Source organism: Rhodococcus sp. BH4 (assembly GCF_002079265.1).
GTDB lineage: Bacteria > Actinomycetota > Actinomycetes > Mycobacteriales > Mycobacteriaceae > Rhodococcus_F > Rhodococcus_F qingshengii.
The window spans coordinates 3,186,654-3,202,420 of record NZ_CP014941.1; the positions used below are offsets into that span (position 1 = coordinate 3,186,654).

Consider the following 15,767-nt stretch of genomic DNA (forward strand, 5'->3'; position numbering starts at 1 on the left):
TTGGTGTTCTGTCCATGCGAGCATAGCCGGTGACCGGCTCGGTCAACCCACGACGCGGGCGTAATTTCCCACTCGGTGGACAAGTCGATCGAAGAATTCCGCCGGATCGGTTCTGACCGCGATATCCGCGTTGGGCTCACGCTGCCAGTGCCCGACCCAGTCCGCGACCGTCGTTCCGATCAGCAGTGGACTCTCGGTTTCGACATCTACCGTTGCCGGTTTCAGCGTCGCCAGGCTCGGATCGAGCGCGACGGCAGCAGCGAAGGGATCATGCATGTGAGCAAGAAATCCCTGGTCGTATTCACGGTGGAATTCCATGTAGAACCGGATTGCGTCGGACATATGCCTGATCACGCTGTTGGACGCGGAACTGCGGACGTCGGGACCGTCGTCAGGCGAGATGATCTCTTCCGGGGTGCTCCCGGCAGCTTCGGCGAGCCGACGCACATGTTCGGGGAACATCTCGATGGATTCGGTGACGTTGAGGCCGCAGATGATCGGGCGCCGGTGCGCGGGTACGACGGAGAACGCGTCGAACACCTCCTTGGCGGCGTGCGGATCGACCGAGACGTTCCACTCCGCGGTCGGCGTCGTGTTGCCCGGATAGTTGAACGACCCACCCATCACTACCAGTCGCTTCAGCAGAGACGGCAGATCGGGTTCACGTCTGATCGCCAAGGCCAGGTTGGTGAGCGGCCCCGTCACCAGCCCGGTGAGTTGTCCGGGGTACTCCCGGACGAGATCCACCCAGAGGTCGGTGGCGGTTCGGACCGAGCGCTTGCGACCCGAATCGGGGAGGACCGCATGGCCGATTCCTTGCGGACCGTGAGTCTCCTCGGTGGTGCGCAACGGTATGACCAATGGCTCGCGGGCGCCGAGTGCAACCTCGATGTCCGGGGCGCCGCAGAGCGCAAGCCAGTTCAAGTTGTTGGCCGCGACCTGTTCCACCGGAACGTTGCCGGCGGTGCTCGCAATCCCCAGTATCTCGGCTTCGGGGCTGGCAAGGAGATAGAGAAGCGCCAACGAGTCGTCGATACCGGTGTCGACGTCGACGATGAGTTTGTGCATGTCACTCATCGGTGGCCACCAGGATCGTCGGGGAATGCAGGACGGGGAAGTTCACCGACCGAGCGATGAAGCACTTCGTGTGTGCGGGGCCGTGAAGCTCCTGGGCCTTCTCGACCATCGACGCCTCCGCGACCAACACCGTCGGATTCAACGTCACTTCGATGAACTGGCCGCCGCCATCGGATTCCTCGATCATGCTGCCGACCGGCTGATCGCTGTAGTCGAGAACGACGACCCCAGCGGCAGCTGCCAGCCCGAGGTACCAGAGCATGTGGCACTGGGCGAGGGAGGCAACGAGCAGTTCCTCGGGGTTCCATCGCTGCGCGTCACCGCGGAACGAGGGATCGGAGCTGCCGAGAAGTTCCGGCTTTCCGACCGCGGATATTGCATGATTGCGCGAATATCCCTGCGTGCTGGACGTTCCGGTTCCCAGATCGCCCGTCCACTGAAGGTCGAGTGTGTAGGTATGTGACTTCACAGGTCCATCTTGCCCTGAATGTGCCGGTCCCTCAGTGTGCCCACTCCGCGCGATCCGATCCCCACGGATGCGCCGGTTCGGGGTAGTCCTCGAACTCTGCCAGCGCGGGTCGTGCGGTGGTCACGTCGGCATGGTTGACAACAACATTCAGGCCGGGAGCCGTCGGCAGACCAGGATGGGCGGTTCGGCCGGGTGCGTCGAGAAGACGGGACCCGGTGCTGGCCAATGACACGTCGACATCGCGGCCACGGCCGTCCTGCGAGCGCAGCGTCAACGCGTCGAGGATCCCCGCTGCCAGGAAGTATCCGGTCGAGTGGTCGAGTGCCTGCGCCGGAAGTGCGCCAGGGTTCTCACCGCCCTCGAGGAACGAAATGCCGGACGCGGCCTGCACAATGCTGTCGAAGCCGCGGCGATTCGCCCACGGACCTTCCCATCCCCATGCGCTGACGCGCCCGTGAATCAGGTGGGCGGGAAGATCCTGCCCGATGAGCGCTTCGAGTGCACCCGGCCGGTAGCCGGTGACCAGTACGTCTGCGGTTTCGAGGAGTTCTCGGAACGCTGTCGCTCCCGCCGAGGACTTCAGGTCGAGAAGCGCCGACCGCTTGCCCTGTCCACTGTCGAGGTGCTGCCATCCGATCTCGGGGATCGCCGGAGGGTCGATCCGCAGAACGTCAGCGCCGACCAACGCCAGGGCACGCGTCGCGACCGGACCGGCGATGACGCGGGTCAGGTCGAGAACACGTGGGCGCGTCGGATGCGTGCGGGGTTTTCCCTCGTCGCGTACTCGGATGGATACCAGAGGCTCAGACCTCGCAGCTGCGCACTGCTCACTCAGGCGCCACTCGGTCTCGGTACGAACACGGACCGCGATGGCTCCGATCTCGGCGGCCTGCTGCTCGATCTCGATGGCGCTGAGTTCGGATATACGTTGCGCCACTGCATCTTTGGGTGATCCATGATCGAGCTCGAGGACGGCGAGCAGGCGGTCGCGATGGTGCGGATAGTTGCCGTGCGTGCGGACCCAACCGTCGCGGGCGGCAAAGAACCCCGAGTGCTCGGAGAACCCGTTGATCGGCTCGCCGCCGATCCGGAACAGTCGATCGCTCGAGAAGGACGCGGCGATGCGCTCGGGATCGAGGGTCCAGTATCCGTCGCCCGGGCCGGTTGACCGATGAATCGCCGAGGCGAACGCCGCTACCGAGCCCGCAGCGAGGTCGAACACCGGCAAGTGCGCCGCAAGGAAACCCGCCGAGTCCGGGCATTCGATGTGCCCGCGTCGGTCGTCGCTGTGCACCCCGACGTCACGCTGGTATTCGTCGAGATAGAACCCGTACCCGTGATCCATGCGACGCCTTTCGGCAGTTCAGTGGCCGAGAAGCTCCCGGCACTTCTCTGCCAGCGTATCGCGGAGCGGCGCAGCACGATCCGCCAACTGTTGTTGCTGACGCACGTATTCGGCGCGGCCCGCGGGAGTTTCGATACGAATGGGGGAGTACCCGTACTCGGCGAGGTCGTATGGGCTCGCGCGCATGTCGAGTTCACGGGCCAGGAGCGCGTGTTCGAAGCACCGCATCACCAGGTCGGAATCGACGAGTGGCAACAATTTGAAGCTCCACTTGTACAGGTCCATACCGGCGTGCAGGCAGCCCGGCTGTTCGTGATCGATCTGAGTTTCGCGTGCAAGCGGGAGCGAGTTCTTGGGGGCCGCGTCCGGTGTGAAGAACCGGAACGCGTCGTAGTGCGTGCATTTGAGTGGCAGGGATTCGACGACCGCGTCGGTACCGGCGAACCCGAGTCGCAGCGGCACCGACTGGTGACGGATTGCGTCCTCGCCCCCGCGATAGACCATCGCCCATTCGTGGAGGCCGAAGCAACCCAGCACAGCGGGCCGCGCAGACGTCTGATTCAACAGATTCCACACGAATTCGACTGTGTGACGCCGACGCTCCAGCACTGAGGCCTCGACCGTCGCGGTACCCGACTCGTCGACGCGGTAGCCGGAGAAGGCTGCGTATTCGGCGGCGTTCTCGAGCGCGACTCCGTACCCGGGGTGCCAGCGGCGCAGTTGGGCGGGTTTGAAGTTGTAGTACGTGAAGAGGAAGTCGTGCACCGGGTGAGAGATACCGGCGCTACGACGCGCTCGGTGCGGCTCGACGAGCTTCTCCACCTCCTCGAGGTGAAGTGCCCGCCGAGCCGTCCACTCGCTCTGCGCGAGTGCGAGTGAATGCACCGAACGTGTCATCGATCAGCTGTTTCTTTGTCCGGGAACAGCATCCGTGCCGCGATGCGTGCCATCGCGGACCGTTCCGACGTACTCCTCGAGGAGATCCTCGAGCGCGACGATACCGATCACCACTCCGTCAGCGTCCGTGACAGCGCCGAGGTGCGAGCTGGCCCGACGAAGGCCGGCCAACGCTTCGGCCAGCGGTGTGCTGAGCGGAACGATGGGCAGCGGCCGGATATCCGACGTCGGAACGACGGTGTCCGGTCCAGCGGCCTCGTCGAGCACCTCGTCGAGCACGTCCTTGAGGTGCACGTACCCAGCCAGCGATCCGTCGCTCGCTCGCACCGGGTAACGCGAGTATCCGGTCTCGATGACCGCACGCTCGATCTCACCCAGTGTTGTTCCCGACGGTGTGAGGGGAATGGTCCGCACCTTGTCGAGAGTGATCAGGACCTCGGAGACGGTCCGATCGGTCGATTCGAGTGCCTGCTTCAACCGCCGGTGTTCTTCGGCGTCGATCAGACCTTCGGATCGCGATTCACCGATCATCGCGGACAACTCCACCGCCGAGACCGTGACGTCGAGTTCGTCCTTGGGTTCGACGCGCAGGAGCTTGAGCACTCCGTTCGCGCACAGGTTGTAGAACGCGATGATCGGGCGAGCGATCTTGATGAACGCCAGATGCACGGGAACGAGCAGCATGGCCGTCTTCTCGGGGCCGGCCAACGCGATGTTCTTGGGCACCATCTCGCCGAGCAGGATGTGCAGCACGACGACGAGCGACAGCGCGATGGCAAACGAGATCGGGTGCAGCAATCCGTCGGGCAGGCCGACGGCTTCCATCGGCACCTCGAGGAGGTGCGCAATGGCGGGCTCGGCGACCTTACCGAGGAGGATCGAGCAGATCGTGATGCCCAGCTGAGCCGCCGCAAGCATGAGCGAGAGGTTCTCACCGGCCTTGATGACTGTGAGCGCCCGCTTCTTGCCTTGCGCGACCAGTGCTTCGAGGCGGTCACGTCGTGCGGAGATCAGTGCGAACTCCGCACCGACGAAGAATGCATTGCCGGCGAGCAGCACGACGGTGAGGAGTACACCGAAGAGGTTATTCATCGTCGGACTCCTTCTTGCTGTCGTCTGCGGATTCGGGTTCGACGTAAGCGGGGACCGGCGTGATGGTCACCCGGTCGATACGGCGGCCGTCCATGCCGGTCACTCGTGCAATCCACTTTCCGCGCGAATCACCGGACGAGTCGACGTCGGGCAATTCCACCTCGTCACCCTCGTCGGGGATGCGGCCCAGTTCGGTGAGCACCAAGCCGCCGAGCGTGTCGTAGTCGCCTTCGGGAGCGGTGTACCCGGTAGCCGAAGTGACCTCGTCGATGCGCAGGAGACCGGAGCACGACCATCCGTCGCCGACGCGCTGTACGTCGAGTTCGGGTTCGTCGTGTTCGTCGCGCACATCGCCGACGATTTCCTCGATGAGGTCTTCCATCGTGACGATGCCGGCAGTTCCGCCGTACTCGTCGACGACGAGCGCAACCTGCATGCCGTCGGAGCGGATCCGCTCCATGACGGTGTCTCCGTCCAGGCTCGACGGCACGACGGGAACACGTTGAGCCAGACTGTCGACGCGCGTCGTGCGCCTGCGCTCGGCCGGAACGGTGAACGCGTGCTTGATGTGTACGACGCCGACCGTGTCGTCGAGATCGCCGCGAACGACCGGGAAGCGCGAATAGCCGGTCCGCGACGCCGTCACGATCAGGTCTGCGACGGTGTCCGAGAGTTCCAGCGATTCGATCTTCACTCGCGGAGTCATCAGCTCTTCTGCCGTGCGGTCACCGAACTGCAGTGAACGGTCGACGAGCATCGCCGTGCCCTTGTCGATGGAGCCGCGCTGCGCGGACGTCCGCACGAGGGACCCGAGTTCCTGCGGTGATCGCGCGGAGCGCAATTCCTCCGCGGGTTCGATGCCCAGGCGTCGCACGATCCAGTTGGCGGTTCCGTTGAGGCCGTTGATGGCCCACCGGAAGATCAGCGAGAACCCTGCTTGCAGGCCCGCAGTCGCGCGGGCGGTGGGCATCGGCTTGGAGATTGCGAGGTTCTTCGGTACGAGCTCACCGAAGATCATGGAGAACGAGGTCGCGATCACGAGCGCCAGGATCAAAGACGTTGTCGAGGCAGCGGATTCACTGAGCCCGACGGCCTTCGTGACCGGTGTGATGAACCGTGCCAGGACCGGCTCGGCCAGGTAACCGGTGATCAGGGTTGTGATCGTGATGCCCAGCTGAGCGCCGGAGAGCTGGAACGAAAGAGTCTTGTGCGCGTGTTGAACCTGCCGCGAGCGTCGGTCGCCGCCACGAGCAGCTTCGTCGACGGTGCTGCGTTCGAGCGCGGTCAGTGAGAATTCGGCCGCCACGAAGAGGGCGGTGCCTGCAGTCAGCGCGATGAAGCCGACCAGGCTGAGAATGGTGAAAACGATGTCCATGTGTCATCGCCACCTGAGATGTGCACGGGGGCCGCCGGGTTTGTCTCCCGGCTCGCTAGAGGATCCCTCCGAACCGGCGGAATCAGAAGATTCCTCGGATAAAACGACGGGTGTAGCGCCGGGTAAGTGTGTGGGTGCCTCGGGCACCGGGTTCCTTTCGTCAGAGCCGAGTAGTTCTCGGCTGTAGCGGGCTCGGTCGGGTCGCCGAAGGGCACCCGACCGAGTTTTGTTTTCTGTTTACGGATCCAATGATACCGGCGGGTGCCCGGGAGTAGGGACCCGAGCACCCGCCGACAGTCACAGAACGTGGTTCACCAACCAGACGGAAGCGGCCGTCCTTCGGCAAATCCGGCGGCGGACTGCACGCCCAGAACGGCCTTCTCGTGCAGCTCCTCGAGAGAGCGCGCACCCGCGTACGTGCAGGTACTGCGCACGCCGGAACAGATCTGATCGATCAGGTCCTCGACTCCGGGGCGCTCGGGATCGAGACGCATCCGCGAACTGGAGATGCCTTCCTCGAACAATCCCTTACGAGCGCGATCGAAAGCCGTTTCGGTGGCCGTGCGAGCGGCAACAGCGCGCTTGGAGGCCATACCGAAGCTCTCCTTGTACGCGTTGCCCGCCTGATCGACTTTGAGATCGCCGGGGGACTCGTACGTGCCGGCGAACCACGAGCCGATCATGACGTTCGACGCGCCCGCCGCGAGGGCGAGTGCAACGTCGCGGGGGTGGCGAACGCCGCCGTCGGCCCAGACGTGCTTGCCGAGCTCACGTGCCGCTGCAGCACATTCCGCGACGGCCGAGAACTGCGGGCGTCCGACGCCGGTCATCATGCGAGTCGTGCACATGGCTCCGGGCCCGACGCCGACCTTGACGATGTCCGCGCCTGCGGCGATCAGATCACGGGTTCCCTGTGCGGAGACCACGTTGCCTGCAACCAACGGGACGCCGAGATCGAGCGCCTTGAGGGTGGTGAGCGCATCGATCATTCTCTGCTGGTGACCGTGAGCCGTGTCCACGACGATCACGTCGGCACCGGCGTCGACGAGAGCCTTGGCCTTGGCGCCCACGTCACCGTTCACACCGACCGCCGCAGCGACCCGGAGTGCGCCGCGCTCGTCGACTGCGGGGTCGTAGATGCCGGCACGAATCGCGCCGGTGCGGGTGAGGACGCCGGCAAGAGTCCCGTCTTCGTTGACGATGACCGCCAGCGGATCATGCTTGGTTTCGAGCAGTTCGAAGACCTCACGCGGTGTGGCGGTGACCGGGGCCGTGACGAAGTCGGTGATCGCGACGGTACGGAGGCGAGTGAACCGATCGACATCCGCGCAGGCAGCCTCGGTGACGACACCGAGAGGCTTACCGTCCTCGACCACCACGACCGCGCCGTGAGCGCGCTTGGGAAGCAGCGCCAGCGCATCGGAGACGGCGTCGTCCGGACTCAGCGTGACCGGCGTATCGGCGACGAGGTGGCGGCTCTTGACGAACGCCACGGTCTCGGCGACAGCTTCGGTGGGGACGTCCTGCGGAATGATGACCAGTCCGCCGCGGCGGGCGACAGTCTCCGCCATGCGGCGGCCGGCGACTGCGGTCATATTGGCGACCACGACGGGAATGGTCGTTCCGGATCCGTCGGAAGAATTGAGATCGACGTCGAACCGAGAGGTGACCTCGGTCCGGTTAGGGACGAGGAAGACGTCGTCGTAGGTCAGGTCGTATGGGGGGCGTTGCCCTTCGAGGAACTGCACGTTTCACGAGCCTACCGTCGATTCCGCCGTAGCGCCCTCGGTATCGCGCGCTTGTGAGCGGGAAAGGGCGATCGTGGTCATGATCATGACGGCGACGGCGCACCCGATGAGAGCAATTCCGGGACCGTCGACGCGGAGGCGTTCGTCGAGCACTGTCATCCCCAGGAAGATGGCCGCGATCGGCTCGCCGATCGTCAGGGCGGGTAGCGACGCCGACAGCGGCCCGACCTGGAACGCGCGCTGTTGCAGGTAGACCCCGATTGCGCCCGAGGCGATCAGCGCCCACGTCTGCCATGCCGAAATCACCCCGATGACGCCGTGGCCGAGTAGGTCGGTGACGTACTTGGTGAATGCGACGGCGACGCCGTAGAAGATTCCTGCCGCAGAGCCGAGAAGCAGTGCGCGCCAGCCGCCGTCGAGTTTGGACAAGCCGCCGACAGTTGCGGCCACGGCCACTGCGACCGTAATCGTCAGGGGCACAGCCCAATCCGACCACGGTGCGTTGCTGTCTCCCTCGGTGGGATCGCCGACGACGAGGAAGATCGCCAAGGAAATCGCGAGCATGATCGCCAGTGACCACGCGGAACGGGTGATGCGGATTCCCGAGAATTTGGCCGAGAGAGGCAGCGCGAACAGCAACGAGGTCACGATCAGCGGCTGCACCACCAACACCGAACCCAACGACAGTGCAACGGCCTGCATGACGTACCCGCCGCCGTCACCGATCAGCCCGGCCCACCACCGAGGACTGCGAATCAACGACGCCACCAACGCCTCGCCCTCGGGAACCGCGGACGCCGCCCGTTGCTGAGCGACCGAAGCGCACGCGAAGAGCAGTGCAGCGAGAAGTGCGCAGAGAACCGAGATCAGTGGAAGATCACCCATTCCATCAGTGTGCGCGCTTGCCCGCCCGATTTCCGGCAGACGGCTTTCCTGCGCCGGGTGCGCCGCGACGCGGGGTCAAGCCCTTGGACGCCAGACGCTCCGAACGGGTCGGGACCGGAGTGCCGTCCGCACGGATCTTCTTCACACTCTTCGGATCGGTGACGCGCCGCGAGGAGGCGGCGCGCTTGTCTCCGTCCTTCTTCATCCGGCCTCCGGCAGCGGTCCGGCCTGCAGTGTCGTGTTCCTGACGGCCACGCTTGGCGGTGTGCTTGACGGCAACCGTCGTATCGGGAGCCTCGACCGGAATTCCCGTCGGCTCCATCGCACCGGTGATGCGCGTGAGTTCAAGATCGTCAGGACGAACCCGCACACCGTGAACCTTGATGCCTGCCTGCTTGGTCAACTTCTCGACCGAATCACGTTCTTCGTCGGTGACGATGGTGACGACGACGCCCGATTCGCCGGCGCGTGCCGTCCGGCCGGCCCGGTGCAGGTAGTCCTTCGCCTCGGCCGGGGGATCGACGTGAACGACGAGCGTCACGTCGTCGACATGGATTCCGCGCGCGGCGACATCGGTGGCGACCAGGACCGGTGTTGTCCCGTCGGAGAACGACGCGAGGGTCTTGGTCCGATTGTTCTGCGTCTTGCCGCCGTGCAGAGCCCCGGCCGAGACGCCGATCAAATGCAGTTGCTGCGCAAGACGATCCACACCGTGCTTGGTCTTGACGAACATGATGGTCCGCCCCGCACGCGAAGCGATATGTGCGACAACGGATCTCTTGTCGTCGCGGTCGACGAAGAGCAGATGATGTTCCATGGTCGAGACGGTCGCAACCGGGGGAGCAGTCGAGTGCGACGCCGGATTGCGCAGGTAACCCGCGACCAGATCGTCGACCTTGCCGTCGAGTGTCGCCGAGAAGAGAAGACGCTGACCGTCTTTCGGAGTCGTGTCGAGAATCTTCGCAACCTCGTCGATGAAGCCCATGTCCGCCATGTGGTCGGCTTCGTCGATGGTCGTGATCACGACGTCGTCGAGAATCACCGACTTCTGCTCGAGTAGGTCGAGCAAGCGCCCGGGGGTCGCGATCAGCAGATCGACGCCGCGGGCAAGGATGTCGGCCTGACGCTTGATCGGAACGCCCCCGACCGCATTTGCCACACGCAAACCGATCTCGGTAGCGGCGTCGTCGAGTGCCTTGTGGATCTGGATCGCCAGCTCACGGGTGGGAGCGAGCACCAAACCGCGCGGACGATTCCGCTTGCTCGCCCCACCCTTGAGGCGCACCAGCATCGGAAGCCCGAAGGCCAGAGTCTTTCCGGAACCCGTCGCACCGCGCCCGAGTACATCCCGACCGGCAAGAACATCGGGGATGGTTGCCGACTGAATGGGGAAGGGGGCATCGATGCCGCTTCGGCGCAACGCGTGCACCATCACGGCGGGGATTCCGAGGTCGACGAACGAACGCCCTTCGGTCGAGGTGGGCGAGTCGATCGTCGATTCCTGCATTTGTCCAGGCTACCGGGTATCGGTAGACGCAGATGACCGCATCTACCGATACCCGCTGTGAATCAGGCCTCGATTTCGCTGCGGTCACCGCTCCACAGTGTGTGGAACTTGCCCGGCTTGTCGATGCGCTCGTAGGTGTGCGCGCCGAAGAAGTCGCGCTGACCCTGAGTCAGGGCGGCCGGCAGACGCTCCGCGCGGAGACCGTCGTAGTACGACAGCGAGGACGCGAACGCAGGTACCGGAATGCCGAGCATCGTCGCGGTGGCGACCACGCGGCGCCAGCTGTCGATGCCTGCCTCGATGGCCTCGCGGAAGTACGGCGCCAGAATCAAGCTCGGCAGGCTCGGATCGGCGTCGAACGCGTCCTTGATGCGGTTGAGGAACTGCGCACGGATGATGCAGCCACCGCGCCAGATCGTCGCCAGGTCGGCAGGCTTGAGGTTCCAGTCGTACTCGGCGCTGCCGGCAGCGATCTGATCGAAGCCCTGCGCGTACGCCACGATCTTCGACGCGTACAGCGCGGCCTGGATGTCGGCGGCGAACTGCTCGGCGTCAGCAGGCTTGTCGCCGAGAGAGCCGGCAGCCAGACCCTGCGCCTGAGCTGCAGCGCGCTGATTGCGGCTACCGGACAGTGCGCGAGCAAACACGGCTTCGGCGATACCGGTGACCGGCACGCCCAGATCCAGAGCGGACTTGACCGTCCAGCGGCCCGTGCCCTTCTGCTCGGCAGCGTCGACGATGACGTCGACCAAAGGCTTGCCGGTCTCGGCGTCGACCTGGCGGAGCACCTCGGCGGTGATCTCGATCAGGTAGGACTCGAGGGTGCCCTTGTTCCACTCGGTGAAGACGTCGGCAACCTGACCGGCGTCGTAGCCCAGAGCGTCGCGGAAGAGGTTGTACGCCTCGCCGATGAGCTGCATGTCGGCGTACTCGATGCCGTTGTGCACCATCTTGACGAAGTGACCGCTGCCGTCGGGGCCGATGTGCGTGCAGCACGGGGTGCCGTCGACGTGAGCGGAGATGGACTCGAGAAGCGGGCCGAGAGCCTCGTAGGACTCCTTCGGGCCGCCCGGCATGATCGACGGACCGTTGAGTGCGCCTTCTTCGCCACCGGAGATACCGGCGCCGACGAAGTGCAGTCCGCGGGCGCGGATCGCCGCTTCACGACGGATCGTGTCGGTGTAGAGCGAGTTGCCACCGTCGATGATGATGTCGCCGGGCTCCATGGCGTTTGCGAGCTCTTCGATGACAGCATCGGTCGGGGCGCCGGCCTTGACCATGATCAGGACGCGTCGCGGCTTCTGAAGTGCGGCAACAAACTCCTCGACGGTCTCGGTGCGCACGAAATCGCCCTCGGAACCATGCTCGGCGATCAGGGCATCGGTCTTCGCGATGCTGCGGTTGTGCAGGGCAACGGTGTGACCGTGGCGGGCGAAATTGCGGGCAATATTCGAACCCATGACGGCCAGGCCGGTGACGCCGATCTGAGCTCGGGGTGATTCGGTGCTAGTGGTTGACATGCTTACAGCTTTCCCTCTCGGTCCGCGGCTGTGAAATCCTGCGCTGTGCGCAGCCGAAAACGGTGCGGCCGCGACGCGCGTGAACATCAGACCGTGCATACAAAACACGGATGCAGATCACTTTAATTGCAGTGACCTGCATCCGTCTCGATACAGCTTCCGGCACAGCCGGAAGGTTCTCAGTGTTCAGTTGTCGAGCCGCAGCTCAGCGCAGGTATTACCGCTGATCGCGCTTCGGGCCGTCGAATCCGTCATAGCTACGACGGTCGGTGCGGCTGCGGAAGCCGCCACCGCTGGTCGAGGCTGCACGGTTGTCGCCGCCTTCGCGGTTTCCCTGGTATCCACCGGAGGAGCGGTTGCCCTGGTAGCCGGTCGAGGGGCGGCTGTCGCGATCGCCGTACGAGCGGTTGTTGTCGCGGTTGCCCTGGTATCCACCACCGGACGAGCGGTTGCCCTGGTATCCGCCGCGGCTCTCGCCGTCGCGGCTTCCCTGGTATCCGCCCGAAGAGCGGTTGCCCTGGTAACCCGTCGACGGGCGGCTGTCGCGGTCTCCGTAGGACGGACGGCTGTCACGGTTGCCCTGGTAACCACCGCTGGAGCGATCACCCTGGTATCCACCACCGGACGAGCGGTTGCCCTGGTATCCGCCGCGGCTCTCGCCGTCGCGGTTGCCCTGGTAGCCACCCGAGGAGCGGTTTCCTTGGTATCCGGTCGAGGGGCGGCTGTCGCGGTTGCCCTGGTAACCACCACTGGAGCGATCACCCTGGTATCCGCCGCGGCTCTCGCCGTCGCAGTTGCCCTGGTAGCCACCCGAAGAACGGTTGCCTTGGTATCCACCGGACGAGCGGTTGCCCTGGTATCCGCCACGGCTTCCACCACGATCACCGAAGGAACGCTCGCCACGAGAAGAGCTCTCGCGCAACGGTTCTCCGGTCGGCTTCTTGGCGCCGGTGATGCGAGCAAGTTCAGCAGAACCCGGGGTGACGGCAACGGCTGCGGCATTGACGCCGGCCATACCGGTCAGACGCTTGAACTGACGCTTCTGGTTGGGCAGCACGATGGCGACAACGGTGCCCTTCTCGCCGGCGCGAGCGGTACGACCAGCGCGGTGCAGGTAGTCCTTGTGGTCGGCCGGGGGATCGACGTGAACGACGAGGTCGATGCCGTCGACGTGGATGCCGCGTGCTGCGACGTCCGTTGCGACGAGGACCGGGGTGCGGCCGTTCTTGAAACGCTCGAGGACGCGGGTGCGCTGGTTCTGTGCCTTGCCGCCGTGAAGCGACTCGGCAGCGATGCCGACTGCGCGGAGGCGGTCGGTGATTCCCTCGCAACCGAGCTTGGTGCGGGCGAACATGATGGTGCGTCCGTCGCGGGCACCGATCTCGGCGAGAACGGAATCCTTCTGTCCACGATCGACGAGGAGAACGTAGTGCTCCATCGTGTCGACGCTTGCGCGGCCGTCTTCGGTGGAGTGGGTGACGTGGTTGGCCAGGAACTGACGAACCAGCGACTGGACCTCACGGTCGAGGGTTGCCGAGAACAGCAGACGCTGTCCGTCTGCGGGGGTCTCACCGAGGATCGAGCGAACCTCGGGCAGAAAGCCCATGTCCGCCATCTGATCGGCTTCGTCGAGTGCGGTGATTTCCACCGAGTCGAGGATGCAGGTGCCCTGACGCAGGTGGTCGCCGAGACGACCCGGCGTTGCGACGAGGACGTCTACGCCGCGGCGAAGCTGATCGACCTGCTTGGCGAACGGCGTTCCACCGACAGCGGGGCGAACCGTGAGTCCGAGTGCTCCGGCGTAGGAGTTGAGGGAGTCGACCACCTGGAAAGCAAGCTCACGGGTGGGGACGAGCACGAGTGCGCGGGGACGCTTGGCGGCCGGGCGATCTTCGTGGCGTGAGAGGCGGGTCAGCATCGGCAGGCCGAAGGCGAGGGTCTTGCCCGATCCGGTCTGTGCGCGGCCGAGAACGTTGGTTCCGGCGAGCGCGTCCGGGATGGACTGCGCCTGGATGGGGGACGGGACGGTGATGGAGTTGCGCGCCAATGCGGCAACAAGCTGCTCGGGCAGGCCGATCTCGGCGAAGGTGATACCCGGCTCGGTGGCGACTGCTTCTTCGGCAGCGGGGGTGTTGACGGTGGGGTCTTCGATGTTCTCGGAAGACGACATTTGGACAGCGTTGGTCACGCGGAAACCTCTCCGGACTACGGGCACGTCGCGGAGCGGAAGAAGCCATGCTGAAATACACGACACAGTTCGCAAAGGGACGAGCCAGGGCACATGTCACCTGGCAATCCGAACGCATACTGCGGGGAATTGGGCTGTGTGCCGTTATATGTTGACGGACCACGATGGTGGCCGTGATCCACTCTACGCCACCGGGGACACCGAAGTCAGGTAGCCCCGCCTGTGACCTGCACTACTACACGGGGTTACGCAGGTCAAGACTCAGTATGCGTTGAAAAGCAGTCGAAGTTCGGTGAGCCAGGGCACAGCCACCGCAACCGTGGGAACAACGAGAATCGCGACCGCCCCGAGATACGCAAAAACTGCGATGCGGGGATCTGCGTCGTCGGCCGAGAGGCGTTGCACTCGGATGAGCGTCGACGGCCCGCCCGCTGCCATTGCCCCGCGGGGTGCCGTCGATCCGGCACACGCGACAAGCGCCCGCGCGAGGGGAGTGGGACCGGTAGCCCGCACGGCTGAATCGTCGGCGAGCAACTCCACCAGTAGCTGCACCGATCCCAGGGCCGACTTGCTACGAACGAAACGGGGGAACGCGTGGTTGACGGCAGTGAAAGCCTCGAGGACCAGATCGTGACGAGCTCGCAGGTGGGAACGCTCGTGCGTCAGGATGGCTTTGACCTCGGCATGATCGAGGTTCTGCAGAGTGCCTTGACTGAGAACCACGCGTTGACGCAGACCTGGCAGGCAGTATGCGATCGGTTCGTCGACGTCCAGTACCCGCAGATCGGGTGTGCGTTCCACTGACGCAGGCATGGCGCAGTCGTCGAGAAGGTCCACCAACACACGGTGACGTGCACGGCGACGTCGGGTTCTCACAGCGACCTGGATGATCGAGAAGATCAGCTTCGCGCCGATCAGGAGCGTCAGGGCAAAAACAACCACGTACAGAATCCACAGCGGGAGCCCAAGTGCATCGATTTCGGCGGTCGGGGCCGTCGTCGGCCTACCGTCAGCGCCGGGAACGAGCAGCTGGCTGGCAATGGCCAGCCCCGAGCTGAATGCCGACAACACCGCAGCAATTGCGACGGCTTGCCACAGAACCAACGCCGCGCGTGGAGCGCGGTAAGGCCACGTGGAGCGGCTCAGGAGTGCGGGAACCGGACCGGCCAGCAACAAGGCAAGCAGTCCGAAAACCAGTGCAGTAGTGGCGTTCATGTCCTACACATCATGCACGACGAAATCAGTTCGGCCTAGAAATTCCGGGCTGCGCAGCCTTTTTCGCGGACTCGCGCACCTCGAGGGCAGCGAGCGCCTCGCGGAGAGCATCGGCTTCGTCAGCATTGACCTGTCCCACGAAGTGGACGAGCGCCGCAGCGCGACCGCCGGACTCCGGAGCCTGGGCCAGCGCGTCGACCATCAGACTCGCGACCAGTTCTTCGCGCTTGTTGACGGGAAGATAGCGATGTGCGCGATCGTCACGCTGCTGAATCACCAGATGCTTCTTCGCCAGGCGCTGCAGAACGGTCATCACCGTCGTGTACGCCAATTCGCGATGCGTCGCGAGTGCTTCATGCACCTGTCGCACAGTTTGCGGTTCCGATGTGGACCACAAATGATCCATCACCGCGCGTTCGAGTTCACCTAGACCTGCCATTCTTCGATTC

At 64.7% G+C, this 15,767-nt stretch carries 13 protein-coding genes; all 13 read right to left on the reverse strand.

Annotated elements, in window-relative coordinates; genetic code table 11:
• Window positions 1-42: 42 nt before the first annotated feature.
• Window positions 43-1,077, reverse strand: a complete 1,035-nt coding sequence (locus tag A0W34_RS14855) for a nucleoside hydrolase (protein ID WP_003945017.1) — start codon at window positions 1,075-1,077, stop codon at window positions 43-45.
• Window positions 1,070-1,546 (reverse strand): OsmC family protein, encoded by a 477-nt coding sequence (locus A0W34_RS14860; RefSeq protein WP_007727816.1) that lies wholly within the window; start codon window positions 1,544-1,546, stop codon window positions 1,070-1,072. Before A0W34_RS14860 ends, A0W34_RS14855 begins: the two co-directional genes overlap by 8 nt.
• Window positions 1,547-1,577: 31 nt before the next feature.
• Complete coding sequence (locus tag A0W34_RS14865) at window positions 1,578-2,891, reverse strand: CoA transferase (RefSeq protein WP_081557870.1); 1,314 nt, start codon at window positions 2,889-2,891, stop codon at window positions 1,578-1,580.
• Window positions 2,892-2,909: 18 nt separating this feature from the next.
• Window positions 2,910-3,788 carry a hypothetical protein gene (locus A0W34_RS14870; protein WP_030536382.1) on the reverse strand — a complete coding sequence of 293 codons (879 nt, stop codon included), beginning with the start codon at window positions 3,786-3,788 and terminating at the stop codon, window positions 2,910-2,912.
• Between the two features lie 3 nt (window positions 3,789-3,791).
• A complete protein-coding gene (locus tag A0W34_RS14875) occupies window positions 3,792-4,880 on the reverse strand; it encodes a hemolysin family protein (RefSeq protein WP_003944826.1) in 1,089 nt (362 codons plus the stop codon).
• The gene (locus A0W34_RS14880) at window positions 4,873-6,255 is read right to left on the reverse strand and encodes a hemolysin family protein (protein ID WP_003944847.1); all 1,383 of its coding nucleotides are present in this window, start codon (window positions 6,253-6,255) and stop codon (window positions 4,873-4,875) included. The genes A0W34_RS14875 and A0W34_RS14880 overlap by 8 nt, the downstream gene beginning before the upstream one ends.
• Window positions 6,256-6,566: 311 nt before the next feature.
• Complete coding sequence (locus A0W34_RS14890) at window positions 6,567-8,003, reverse strand: GuaB1 family IMP dehydrogenase-related protein (protein ID WP_020969620.1); 1,437 nt, start codon at window positions 8,001-8,003, stop codon at window positions 6,567-6,569.
• Between the two features lie 3 nt (window positions 8,004-8,006).
• Entirely contained in the window at window positions 8,007-8,888 is an 882-nt protein-coding gene (locus tag A0W34_RS14895) for a DMT family transporter (protein WP_042919783.1), read from the reverse strand.
• A gap of 4 nt (window positions 8,889-8,892) precedes the next feature.
• Window positions 8,893-10,395, reverse strand: a complete 1,503-nt coding sequence (locus A0W34_RS14900) for a DEAD/DEAH box helicase (RefSeq protein ID WP_003944962.1) — start codon at window positions 10,393-10,395, stop codon at window positions 8,893-8,895.
• 62 nt (window positions 10,396-10,457) lie between these two features.
• Window positions 10,458-11,915: an NADP-dependent phosphogluconate dehydrogenase gene (gene gndA / locus A0W34_RS14905; protein ID WP_007730904.1), complete on the reverse strand. Its 1,458-nt coding sequence runs from the start codon at window positions 11,913-11,915 to the stop codon at window positions 10,458-10,460.
• 217 nt (window positions 11,916-12,132) lie between these two features.
• Entirely contained in the window at window positions 12,133-14,103 is a 1,971-nt protein-coding gene (locus A0W34_RS14910) for a DEAD/DEAH box helicase (protein ID WP_081557872.1), read from the reverse strand.
• 261 nt (window positions 14,104-14,364) lie between these two features.
• Window positions 14,365-15,318, reverse strand: a complete 954-nt coding sequence (locus tag A0W34_RS14915; RefSeq protein ID WP_003944922.1) for a M56 family metallopeptidase — start codon at window positions 15,316-15,318, stop codon at window positions 14,365-14,367.
• A gap of 25 nt (window positions 15,319-15,343) precedes the next feature.
• Window positions 15,344-15,757: a BlaI/MecI/CopY family transcriptional regulator gene (locus tag A0W34_RS14920; RefSeq protein WP_003944876.1), complete on the reverse strand. Its 414-nt coding sequence runs from the start codon at window positions 15,755-15,757 to the stop codon at window positions 15,344-15,346.
• Window positions 15,758-15,767 lie beyond the last annotated feature (10 nt).

Coding starts and splice junctions, on each gene's coding strand:
- A0W34_RS14865 (WP_081557870.1), bottom strand. CDS start 2,891: ATGGATCACGGGTACGGGTTCTATCTCGACGAATACCAGCGTGACGTC.
- A0W34_RS14880 (WP_003944847.1), bottom strand. CDS start 6,255: ATGGACATCGTTTTCACCATTCTCAGCCTGGTCGGCTTCATCGCGCTG.
- gndA (WP_007730904.1), bottom strand. CDS start 11,915: ATGTCAACCACTAGCACCGAATCACCCCGAGCTCAGATCGGCGTCACC.
- A0W34_RS14920 (WP_003944876.1), bottom strand. CDS start 15,757: ATGGCAGGTCTAGGTGAACTCGAACGCGCGGTGATGGATCATTTGTGG.
- A0W34_RS14895 (WP_042919783.1), bottom strand. CDS start 8,888: ATGGGTGATCTTCCACTGATCTCGGTTCTCTGCGCACTTCTCGCTGCA.
- A0W34_RS14915 (WP_003944922.1), bottom strand. CDS start 15,318: ATGAACGCCACTACTGCACTGGTTTTCGGACTGCTTGCCTTGTTGCTG.
- A0W34_RS14870 (WP_030536382.1), bottom strand. CDS start 3,788: ATGACACGTTCGGTGCATTCACTCGCACTCGCGCAGAGCGAGTGGACG.
- A0W34_RS14855 (WP_003945017.1), bottom strand. CDS start 1,077: ATGAGTGACATGCACAAACTCATCGTCGACGTCGACACCGGTATCGAC.
- A0W34_RS14875 (WP_003944826.1), bottom strand. CDS start 4,880: ATGAATAACCTCTTCGGTGTACTCCTCACCGTCGTGCTGCTCGCCGGC.
- A0W34_RS14900 (WP_003944962.1), bottom strand. CDS start 10,395: ATGCAGGAATCGACGATCGACTCGCCCACCTCGACCGAAGGGCGTTCG.